This is a genomic window from Baekduia sp. (assembly GCF_035318805.1).
Lineage (GTDB): Bacteria > Actinomycetota > Thermoleophilia > Solirubrobacterales > Solirubrobacteraceae > Baekduia.
Genome location: NZ_DATHDY010000028.1, coordinates 1 through 10,796, shown reverse-complemented (window position 1 = coordinate 10,796; position 10,796 = coordinate 1). Strand labels below are relative to the sequence as shown.

9 protein-coding genes are annotated in these 10,796 nt (G+C 73.7%); 8 read left to right on the top strand and 1 reads right to left on the bottom strand.

Annotated features, from left to right (window positions below):
* Both VK501_RS06580 and VK501_RS06575 read left to right on the top strand, forming a co-directional pair.
* A partial coding sequence (locus VK501_RS06580; RefSeq protein WP_324335863.1) for an ATP-binding protein occupies positions 1 to 3,463 on the top strand: 3,463 nt, incomplete at its 5' end.
* Positions 3,463 to 5,421, top strand: coding sequence for a SpoIIE family protein phosphatase (locus tag VK501_RS06575; RefSeq protein ID WP_324335861.1), 1,959 nt, complete (start codon positions 3,463 to 3,465; stop codon positions 5,419 to 5,421). The genes VK501_RS06580 and VK501_RS06575, both read left to right, overlap by 1 nt.
* On the opposite strand, the gene VK501_RS06570 is transcribed toward VK501_RS06575, so the two are convergent.
* Complete coding sequence (locus VK501_RS06570) at positions 5,393 to 6,118, bottom strand: hypothetical protein (protein WP_324335859.1); 726 nt, start codon at positions 6,116 to 6,118, stop codon at positions 5,393 to 5,395. The genes VK501_RS06575 and VK501_RS06570 overlap by 29 nt on opposite strands.
* Positions 6,119 to 6,174: 56 nt before the next feature.
* On the opposite strand from VK501_RS06570, the gene VK501_RS06565 reads away from it, so the two are divergent.
* From VK501_RS06565 to VK501_RS06540, 6 genes are all read left to right on the top strand, one after another.
* Positions 6,175 to 6,705, top strand: a complete 531-nt coding sequence (locus tag VK501_RS06565) for a hypothetical protein (RefSeq protein WP_324335857.1) — start codon at positions 6,175 to 6,177, stop codon at positions 6,703 to 6,705.
* 61 nt (positions 6,706 to 6,766) lie between these two features.
* Complete coding sequence (locus tag VK501_RS06560) at positions 6,767 to 8,059, top strand: DUF1800 domain-containing protein (protein ID WP_324335855.1); 1,293 nt, start codon at positions 6,767 to 6,769, stop codon at positions 8,057 to 8,059.
* Between the two features lie 15 nt (positions 8,060 to 8,074).
* Positions 8,075 to 9,424 (top strand): DUF1501 domain-containing protein, encoded by a 1,350-nt coding sequence (locus VK501_RS06555; RefSeq protein WP_324335854.1) that lies wholly within the window; start codon positions 8,075 to 8,077, stop codon positions 9,422 to 9,424.
* Positions 9,424 to 9,765, top strand: coding sequence for a hypothetical protein (locus tag VK501_RS06550; protein WP_324335852.1), 342 nt, complete (start codon positions 9,424 to 9,426; stop codon positions 9,763 to 9,765). Before VK501_RS06555 ends, VK501_RS06550 begins: the two co-directional genes overlap by 1 nt.
* Positions 9,766 to 9,897: 132 nt before the next feature.
* The gene (locus VK501_RS06545; RefSeq protein WP_324335850.1) at positions 9,898 to 10,308 is read left to right on the top strand and encodes an ATP-binding protein; all 411 of its coding nucleotides are present in this window, start codon (positions 9,898 to 9,900) and stop codon (positions 10,306 to 10,308) included.
* Between the two features lie 37 nt (positions 10,309 to 10,345).
* Positions 10,346 to 10,669, top strand: coding sequence for a hypothetical protein (locus VK501_RS06540; protein WP_324335848.1), 324 nt, complete (start codon positions 10,346 to 10,348; stop codon positions 10,667 to 10,669).
* Positions 10,670 to 10,796: the final 127 nt, after the last annotated feature.

Genomic DNA, 10,796 nt, shown 5'->3' with positions numbered 1-10,796 from the left:
GCGCTCGTTCGCGGCCGAGGTGACGCGCGTCGCGAAGGAGGTCGGCACCGACGGCCGCCTCGGCGGCCAGGCGGAGGTCGAGGACGTCAGCGGCACGTGGCGCTCGCTGACCGAGTCGGTGAACTCGATGGCCACCAACCTCACCGAGCAGGTGCGCGGCATCGCCCAGGTCACCACGGCGGTGGCCAACGGCGACCTGTCCAAGAAGATCACCGTCGAGGCCAAGGGCGAGGTCGCCGCGCTCGCCGAGACCATCAACACCATGGTCGACCAGCTGCGGTCGTTCGCGGCCGAGGTGACGCGCGTGGCGCGCGAGGTCGGCACGGACGGCAAGCTCGGCGGCCAGGCCCAGGTCGAGGGGGTGTCGGGCACGTGGCGGTCGCTGACCGAGTCGGTGAACTCGATGGCCGACAACCTGACCGACCAGGTGCGCAACATCGCCCAGGTCGCGACGGCGGTGGCCAACGGCGACCTGTCGCAGAAGATCACCGTGGACGCGCGCGGCGAGATCCTCGAGCTCAAGGACACCATCAACACGATGGTCGACCAGCTCGGCTCGTTCGCCGACGAGGTCACGCGCGTGGCGCGCGAGGTCGGCACCGACGGCCGCCTCGGCGGTCAGGCCGAGGTCGAAGGCGTCCGCGGCCGCTGGCGTGACCTGACCGAGAACGTCAACCAGCTCGCCTCGACGCTGACCACGCAGCTGCGCGCCATCGCCGAGGTGTCCACGGCGGTGACGCAGGGCGACCTCACGCGCTCGATCACGGTCGAGGCGCAGGGCGAGGTCGCCGAGCTGAAGGACAACATCAACCAGATGATCGCCAACCTGCGCGAGACGACGCAGATCAACGTCGAGCAGGACTGGCTGAAGACCAACCTGGCGCGGATGGGCGGCATGCTGCAGGGCCAGGCCGACCTGACGCAGGTCACCCGCCTGATCATGAGCGAGCTGACGCCGCTGGTGACCTCGCAGCACGGCGCGTTCTTCCTCGTCGAGGGCGACGACGACCCGGACCTCCGGCTCGTGGCCTCCTACGGCTACCGCCAGCGCGACGGCGATCCCGACCGCTTCTCGATCGGCGAGGGGCTCGTCGGCCAGGCGGCCGTCGAGGCCAAGCCGATCCTCGTCGAGGACGTCCCCGAGGACTACGTCAAGGTCACCTCCGGCCTCGGCGAGTCCACGCCGCGCAACATCATCGTGTTGCCCGTGGTCTTCGAGGAGCAGGTGCTCGGCGTCATCGAGCTGGCCTCGCTGCAGTCGATCAGCCAGATCAACCGCGCGTTCCTGGAGCAGATCACCGAGACGATCGGCGTCGTGCTCAACACGATCCGCGCGAACATGCGCACCGAGGAGCTGCTCGCCCAGTCGCAGTCGCTCGCGCGCGAGCTGCAGGCCAAGAACATCGAGATCGAGAGCGCCCGCGCCGGGTTGGAGGAGAAGGCCGCCCAGCTTGCGCTGTCGTCGAAGTACAAGTCCGAGTTCCTGGCCAACATGAGCCACGAGCTGCGCACCCCGCTGAACTCGCTGCTCATCCTCTCGCGCCTGCTGGGCGACAACGCCGAGGGCAACCTCACCGCGCAGCAGGTCGAGTTCGCCACGACGATCCACTCGGCCGGCAACGACCTGCTCGCGCTGATCAACGACATCCTGGACCTGTCCAAGGTCGAGGCGGGCAAGATGGAGCTCGACCTCGCGGCCGTCGCGCTCGCCGACGTCTGCGAGGACGTCGAGCGCTCGTTCCGCCCGGTCGCCGAGGAGCGCGACCTCACGTTCGCCATCGAGCTCGACGGCGCGCTGCCCGCGTCGATCGTCACCGACGAGCAGCGCCTGCAGCAGGTGCTGCGCAACCTGCTGTCCAACGCCTTCAAGTTCACGCCGTCGGGCACGGTGCGCCTGACGGTGTCGCGCGACGCCGAGGAGCGCATCTCCTTCGCGGTCGCCGACACGGGCGTCGGCATCGCCGGCGACAAGCTCGCGTCGATCTTCGAGGCCTTCCAGCAGGCCGACGGCACGACGTCGCGCAAGTACGGCGGCACGGGCCTGGGGCTGTCGATCAGCCGCGAGATCTCGCGCCTGCTCGGCGGCGAGATCCGCGTGGCCTCGCAGGTCGGCGAGGGCTCGAGCTTCACGCTCGTGCTGCCGCTGACACACCGCACGGGGGACGGCGCGCAGATCGACGCGCCGCCGGAGCCGCCGCTGGCCGCGCCGGCCGAGGCCTCCGCGGAGTCCGCGGCGCTGCTGCCCTACGACGGCGTCCAGGACGATCGCTCGTCGATCGTCGCGGGCGACCGCGTGCTGCTGGTCATCGCCCACGACGCCGGGCACGCCCAGGGCGCGCTGGCCGTCGCGCGCGAGCACGGCTTCCGGGGCCTCGTCGCGCGGCGCACGCCGCTCGGCCTCGCGCTCGCTCGCGAGTACCGGCCCGACGCGGTCCTCGTCTTCGCCGGCGACGGCCGCGGCGAGCGGCTGCTCGGCCAGCTCAAGTCCCACCCCGAGACGCGCCACCGGCCGGTCGTGGTCGCCGGCCCGGCGGGCGGCCGGCTGTCGGCGCTGCGCGCGGGTGCCGCGGCCTACGTGGACGGGGCCGCAGGCGCCGGCGGCGGAGCCGCCGCGCTGGCGGCGCTGACCGCGCTGGATCGCCTCAGCGCCCGCACCGTCAAGCGGCTCGCCGTGGTCCAGGAGGGCGACGGCCTGGAGCCCGAGACGCTCGAGCTGCTCAGCGCCGGCGACGACGTGGAGGTCCTGGACATGGCGCCCGCCGACGCGGTGCAGCGGCTGGCCCGCGAGGGCGCCGACTGCGCGGTGCTCGTCGTGCACCGGGGGGCGAAGTGGCCGCTGGACGTGCTGCTCGGCCTGGAGGCCGAGAGCCGGCTGGGTGAGCTGCCGATCGTGCTGCACGTGCCCGAGGCGCTGGCCGCCGAGGAGCGCGTCGCGATGGAGGCGGCCTCCGAGCGCCTGGTCGTCGCGACCGCGGCGTCGCCCGACCGCCTGGTCGACGAGACCGCGCTGTTCCTGCACCGGCTGGAGACCCAGCTGCCCCAGCCGACGCGCAAGCTGCTGGCCCGCCTGCGCACCGCCGACCAGGTGTTCCAGGGCAAGCGCGTGCTGATCGTCGACGACGACATCCGCAACGTCTTCGCCCTGGCCAGCGCGCTCGAGGCGCGCGGGATGAAGGTGGCGTTCGCCGAGAACGGGCGCGAGGGGATCGAGCGCCTGCGCGAGCAGCCCGATACGGACCTCGTGCTCCTCGACGTCATGATGCCTGAGATGGACGGCTACGAGACCGCCCGCGCGATCCGCGCGATGCCGCGCTTCGACGCGCTGCCGATCATCCAGCTGACCGCCAAGGCGATGAAGGGCGACCGCGACAAGTCGATCAGCGCGGGCGCGAGCGACTACGTCACCAAGCCCGTCGACGTCGAGCAGCTGCTCTCGCTCATGCGCGTCTGGCTGCACCACTGATGGTGGAGGTCGACCCGCCGCTGATCCTGCTCGTCGACGACCGGCGCGAGAACCGGATCGCGCTCCAGGCCGTCCTCGATCCGCTGCGGGTCGAGGTCGTGGAGGCCGACTCCGGCGAGCAGGCGCTGCGCGCGGTGCTCGGCCAGGACTTCGCGGTCATCCTGCTCGACGTCCAGATGCCCGGCATGGACGGCGTCGAGACCGCCGAGCTGATCAAGCGCCGCGAGCGCAGCCGCGACGTGCCGATCATCTTCCTGACCGCCGCCGAGGCCGACGTCGCCCAGGTGTTCGCGGGCTACGAGGCCGGCGCGGTCGACTACCTGCTCAAGCCGTTCGACCCGCTGGTGCTGCGGTCCAAGGTGAAGGTCTTCTGCGACCTCGACCGCCACCGCCGCCAGCTGCGCCGCAGCGACGAGCTGGTCCGCAACGCCTTCGAGGCGGCGCCGACGGGGATGGCGCTGTGCGACCTCGACGGCCTCGCGCTCCAGGTCAACCCGGCGCTGGAGCGGCTCACCGGGCGCCCGACGTCGATCCTCGCCCGCTCCCCGATCCACGAGGTGCTGCACGTCCGCGATCGGCCCGGGCTCGAGGAGCGCCTGCAGAACGCCGCGGGCGACGGCGTGGCGTCCGAGCCGTGGGCCGCGCACGTCGCGGGCGCCGACGGCGTGCCGTTCCCCGTGACGGTGAGCGTCGTGGCGGTGCGCGACGTGCACGGCACGCCGCAGCAGCTGCTGGTCCAGGTCGCCGACGAGCGCGACCGCCGCATCGCGGCCACGCTGCAGCGCGCGCTGATGCCCGAGCGGCTGCCGTCGGTCGTGGGCGTGTCGCTGGCCGCGCACATCGCGCCGGGCGCGGGCGGCACCCGCGTCGGCGGCGACTGGTACGACGCGATCGCGCTGCCCGGCGGGCGCCTGGGCGTCGTCGTCGGCGACGTGGCCGGGCACGGCATCGACGCCGCGGCGCGGATGGGCGAGCTGCGCTCGGTCGCGCGCGCCTACGCGCTGGAGGGCCATGGGACCGTCGCGCTGATCGAGCGCATGAACGGCTACCACGCGGCGCTGGGCGCGGACCTCATGACCACCATGTTGTTCGCGATCATCGAGATCGACTCGGGGACCATGCGCTTCGTCAACGCCGGCCACCCGCCGCCGATGATCGTCGGCGACGGGGATGGCAGCACGGAGATCCTCGAGGGCGCCGGCCCGCCGCTCGGCGTCATGGACACCTGGCGCTACGACGAGCGGACCGCGCGCCTGGCGCCCGGCATGAGCGCGCTGCTCTACACCGACGGGCTGATCGAGCGGCGCGGCGAGCGCCTCGACACGGGGCTGGAGCGGCTGCGCTGCGCGGTCGCCGAGGGCGGCGCGCCGGACGAGCTGATCCGCCGTGCGCTGCAGGCCACCGAGGCCGAGGCCGCCGACGACGACGTGACGCTCGTCGTCGTGCGCGGCAAGGCGCGGCTCGGGCCCGTCGCGCGGCTGAAGCTCTCGCCCGACCGCGACGCGCTGACGTCGCTGCGGCGGATGCTGGCGCGCTGGCTGCGTGAGGCCGGCGCCGAGGACGACGAGTCGCACGACCTGGTCATGGCCGCCAACGAGGCCTGGCAGAACGCGCTCGAGCACGGCACCGGGTTCGCGCGCACGACGATCGACGTCGACCTCGAGCTCGAGCCGGGCGGTCACGTGTCGATCACGGTTCGCGACGCGGGGCGCCGGGACCGCTCGCCCTCGGACCCCGACCGCGGCCGCGGCATCGAGCTCATGCGCGCGCTCGCCGACGAGGTGACGCTCGAGCTGGCGCCCCACGGCTCGACCGTGCGGCTGCGCCGGGCGCTGCGCTCCCCGGCACCGGCGTCGAGGGACGACTCAACCGCGGATAGCGCGGCTGAGTCGTCCCTCGACGCTCCGGGGGAGGATCTGCCGCGCGCGGCTACAGCCCGACGGGGTGCCGCACGGTGAAGCCCGAGTAGCTGCGGGCGTCGGCCGACTGCCATCGCGTTCCCGTCACCTGGCGTCCGCTCGTGTCGAACCGCAGGCCCGCGACGACCATGAAGGCGTGGCCGGCGTTGGCGTAGATCGTCACCCACTTGCCGGGACCCGCCTTGCCGAAGCTCATGAGCGTCCCGGAGGTCTCGGGGCCCTTCAGGTACCCCGCCGCGGCGAGGGCGTAGGAGACCGAGCCGGAGCAGTCGTAGGCGGAGTCGGCCCAGATCTCGCCCGGGTTGCGGCCGTGGCCGCCGCCGTAGACGTAGGGCTTGCGCGCGACGTCGTTGGCCGCGTGCATCAGCGCGACGAGCTTGGGCGGCGCGGTCGCCGGGACCATCGCCAGGCCGGAGCCGTCAATGGCCGCCTGGTCGAGGTCGTTGCCGCCCTTGCCGCCGTAGGCCTCGCGGAGGTCGGCGGCCACCTGCGCGTCGGTCGGCGCGCCGGAGGCCGGCGACCGGCCCGTGGCGCTGCTGCCCGACTTGCTCGTCCGCTTGGCCGGCGCTGCCGCGCCGGCCGCGGGCTTGCGGGCGTAGGAGGAGGGATCGGGCGGCGGGAGGTAGGGAGCCTTCAGCGCCCAGGGCTCGACGCGGCCGCCCGACGACGCGCCGCCGCAGGCGCACAACAGCGCGGCGCCGGTGAGCAGGCAGGGGAGGGCGACGCGGCGGAGCATCCAGACTGGAGTATCGGCGACTGGACGCCGGATCTCCACGGGGTACGGTTGCGCCCGTGCTGCGTGAGCTCCTGACCGCCACCGCGCTGGCCGGCACGGCCGCCCCCGCGGGCACGCCGGGACCCGGCACGATGCTCGGCGGCTGCCCGGTCCTGCCCGCGAGCCATCCGCTGAACCGCGACATCTCCAAGCGCCGGTCGATCCTGCCCGGCTTGGCGCGCGCCGGCGAGGTCGCCGGCGCCCAGCGGATCACCCATGCGCTGCGGATGACGGTGCGTCGCACGCAGAAGGCCTACGTGTCGCCCGCGCGCCACTTCGCCTCCAGCGACGGCAACCCCGACCTGCCGCCCATGGGGCTGCGCCTGCGACTCAAGGCGTCGTTCGACCTCAAGCCGTTCCACGGCCAGGCACTGGTGATCCTGGAGGCGCTCAAGCGCTACGGCGTGATCGTCGCCGACAACGGATCGGACTGGTACATCACCGGCGCGCCCGACCCTCGCTGGAACGACGAGAACCTGCACACGCTCGGTCACGTGCCCGGAGCGGCGTTCGAAGCTGTGCAAAGTGGGACATTGACCCGCGGCTGAGCGGCACCAGCCGCCGGGGCGGCTACGGTGACGCGCAGTGGGAGGCTGGAGCGAGGCACACGTGCGTCGCGTCCTGTGGCGCGCCGGGTTCGGCGCAACGCCGCACGAAGCGCGCAAATGGGCGCACCGAGGCCGCGCAGCCACGCTGCGCTGGCTGCTGACGCCCAATGGCCACCAGGCGCCGCTGTCGGGGCCCAAGCCCATGCCGCTGGACCCGACCAACGAGTACGGCCACGACATGCTGTGGTGGCTGGACCGCATGGTGCGGACCACGCGGCCGCTCGAGGAGAAGATGGTCCTGCTCTGGCACGACCACTTCGCCACGCGCGACGTCGACACGCCGCTGATGCTGCGCCAGAACGCGCTCTTTCGCCGCCGCGCGCTCGGCACGTTCCCGGCGCTGCTGCGCGAGACGATGGAGGACCCCGCGCTCGGGTCGTTCCTCAACCTCGTCGGCTCCCACAAGGACGAGCCCAACGAGAACTTCGCGCGCGAGCTGATGGAGCTGTTCACGCTCGGCGAGGGCAACGGCTACACCGAGGCCGACGTGCGCGAGGCCGCCCGGGCGCTGACGGGCTTCGTCAAGGGCCGCGAGGCCGGCGGCGTGCTGCTGACCACGAGGTTCGACCCCGAGCACCACGATCCGGGCGTCAAGCGGATCTTCGGCCACCGCGGCCGCTTCGGCCCCAACGACGTGCTGCGCCTCTGCGTCGAGCACCACGCGCACCCCGAGCTCCTCGTGCGCAGGTTGTGGTCGTTCTTCGTCGACGAGCCGCTGGACCGCTCCACGCGCCTGCGCCTGCAGCGGATCTACGTGCGCTCGAGCCATCGCCTGAAGCCCGTCGTCGGGGCGATCCTCGATCACCCCGCCTTGTACGCACACCTCGGCGCGCCGACGATGGTCAAGGCGCCCGCCGTGGCGATCGCCGGGATGCTGCGGGCGGCCGGACTGGGCGTCAAGACCGACGACTGGGTGTGGGTGACCGCCGGGATGGGCCAGCGGCTCTTCTCGCCGCCGTCGGTCGCCGGCTGGGAGTGGGGCCCGGCGTGGATGTCGTCCAACGGCATGCGCTCGCGGTTCGTGGCGGCCAACGTCGCGCTCTCGCAGCCGGGCCTGAAGGTCGAGGACGGCGACACCCCGGTCGACCTGAAGCCCGAGGAGCACCTGCGGCGCGCGATGGACGCGCTCGGCCACCCGTGGGCCTCGGTGCGGGCGCGTAAGGGGTTGCTGTCGCTGGCCAAGGGCTACGACGCGATGGCCGGGCAGAAGTGGCAGCGCCAGGTCGCCGCCGACATGACTCAGCGCGCGATGCGCCACCTGCTGCTCTCCGCTCCCGACGCGCAACTGCATTAGGTCGACTTCATCATCATGCCCCGGACCCGCGCCCACGCCGCCTGCCAGGACTTCCATCGCGCGAGCGAGGCCGCGCGCCGCGACGTGCTCACGCGCCGCCAGATGCTCACGTGGGGCATCGGCGCAGGGGTCACGGTCTACGCGGCCACCAGGATGCCCACGGGCCACCTGCTCGACGCCGCCGCCGCCGAGGCGGCGGCGGCGCCCGACGCGCCGGTGCTCGTCTCGGTGTTCCTGCCCGGCGGGCTGGACCTGCTCGACACGCTCATGCCGCTGGAGCAGGAGGGCGTGCTGCGCGACCTGCGCGGCGGCGTGTCGCCCGCCGCGCCGCTCGCGCTGGGCGGCACGTCGCTCGGGCTGCACCCGGCGCTGTCGCGCGGGCCGGGCGGCGGGCTGAAGGGTCTCTTCGACCGCGGGCAGATCGGGTTCCTGCCGGGCATCGACTACGCCAACCCCAACCTGTCGCACTTCGCCTCGCGCGCGTTCTGGGAGACCGGCATGGTGTCCCAGCAGTCGGTCTCGGGCTGGCTCGGGCGCTGGCTGGACCGCCACGGCAGCGCCGACAACCCGCTGCAGGGCCTGAGCGCCGGCTACGGGCTGTCGCCGACGCTGCGCGCCGTCAAGGCGCCGGTCGCCTCGGTGTCGGACGCGAGCGACGCGCAGCTCGGGATGTGGTCGGTGTGGGGCAGCTGGGGCGACGCCGCCGTCGACACCTACGCGGCGCTGGCGCAGTCGACCCCGTCGGCGGCGGGGCCCGCCGCGGCGGCCCGCGCGGCGCGGCTGGCGCACACGGTCTCCGACCGCCTGGCGCCGCTGCGCAAGGCCAAGGACGGGACCGATCCGCTGGCCGGGCCCGTGACCTACCCGGAGGGCAACGACACCGCCGACCGCCTGAAGGTGCTGGCCGGGCTGCTCTCCCAGCCGCTGGGCATCCGCGTGGCGACCGTGGACGCCGACGGCTCCTTCGACACCCACGAAGGCCAGGCGGCGACGCTCGACAGCGACCTCGGCGCCGTCGGCGAGGCGCTGGCCACCTTCCAGGCCGACCTCGAGGCGCGCGGCATCGCCGATCGGGTGCTGACCTTCGTGTGGTCGGAGTTCGGCCGGCGCCCGATGGCCAACCGCTCCGGCGGCACCGACCACGGCGCGGGCGGGATCGCGTGGGTCCAGGGCCCGCGGGCGATGAGCGGGATCCTCACCGAGTACCCGTCGCTCACCGACCTGGATGCCGAGAAGAACCTCAAGGTGACCGTCGACTTCCGGCGCGTCTACAGCAGCCTGCTCGGTCAGTGGATGGGCACCGACCCCGCCGAGGTCATCCCGGGGGCCGCGCAGTTCGGCCAGGTCCCGCTGGTGCGCAGCTGATGCTGGCCGCCGACGTCCCGCCTGCGCCGGCGGCGCTCGCCGCCCGGGCGCAGGCCCCGACGGCGATCGGCATCGGGGAGCGCGAGTTCTCGATCGCCGTCTACCGCCCGCGCGTCCGCGCCGGGCACCTCAAGCTCAACGTCCGCAACCTCGGCGAGGACGCGCACGACCTCGTCGTCCGGCGCGGGGGACGCACCTTCGCGACGCTCGCGCCCGTCAAGCCCGGCGCCACCGGCGTCCTGCGGCTGACCCTCCGCACGCGTGGCCGCTACCAGCTGGTGTGCACGGTCGCCGACCACGCCGCCCGCGGCATGCACGCCACCCTGCGCGTCGTGAAGTAGGCGCCCAGCCGTGGTGTCGCTCCGCGCCGGAGCCCGTCATGCGGACATCCGGTGCGGCATCGGGGGATTGAGGTGACCACGCAACGGTGACGACCTGGAGTACCAGACCGCCTGACCGCCGCCATGTCCACCATGACCGCCCTCACCCGCCCCAGCACCGACATCCTCCTGGCCTTCGCGCCGGTCCCCGAAGCCGTCCGCACGGCGCGCCACGCCCTGCGCGACCGGGGGCTGAGCCCGGACCTGGACCACACCGTGTCGCTGCTGACGTCCGAGCTCGTGGGCAACGCCGTCCGCCACGCGGGCTCGAGCCACCCGGCCGAGCGGATCGTGTTCCACGCACGCCTGAGCGAGGATCACGTGCGCATCGAGGTCGCCGACCACGGGCAGGGGTTCGACCCCGAGATCCGGCACGAGGCGTCGGGCTTCGGCCTGCGCCTGGTCGACAAGCTGGCGTCCCGCTGGGGCGTCGAGCGCACCGCGCGCGGCTGTCGCGTGTGGTTCGAGGTCGACCGCCGCAGCGGTCGCTTCGACCGCGACTGATCGCCGGCGCGCCAAAACGGGTTAGGCTCGTCGGCGCATGTCCGTCCGCCGGGACCTCCGCCCGCTCCTCGTCGTCGCCCTGCTGGGCGTCGTCGTCGCGCTCGCGGAGTCCGTCGCGGGTCTGGACACCGGGCTGCTGCTGCTCTCGCCGGCGCTGGTCCTGCTGCTCCCGCTGCTGGCCGGTCGCTATCTCGGCGAGGAGAAGCTCGAGCGCCTCGTCGCGCGCCGTGCGGCCCCTCGCCGGCCCCGGCCCGTCTCCGCGTCCCCGCCCCGCCGCCGGCCCCGCGCCGTCGTGGTGCGCGGTGGGCGCCTGCTCGCCTCGGCGCTCGCCGAGCGCGGGCCCCCGTTGACGTCCGCGTAGCCAACGCCCCGTCAACCCTGAACCCCCGGAGGTGCGCCCATGCGCCGCCCCCTGGCCGTCGCCGCCGCCCTCAGCGGGCTGCTGGCGATCGCCGCCCCCACCGCCGCCCTGGCCCACCACGGCAACC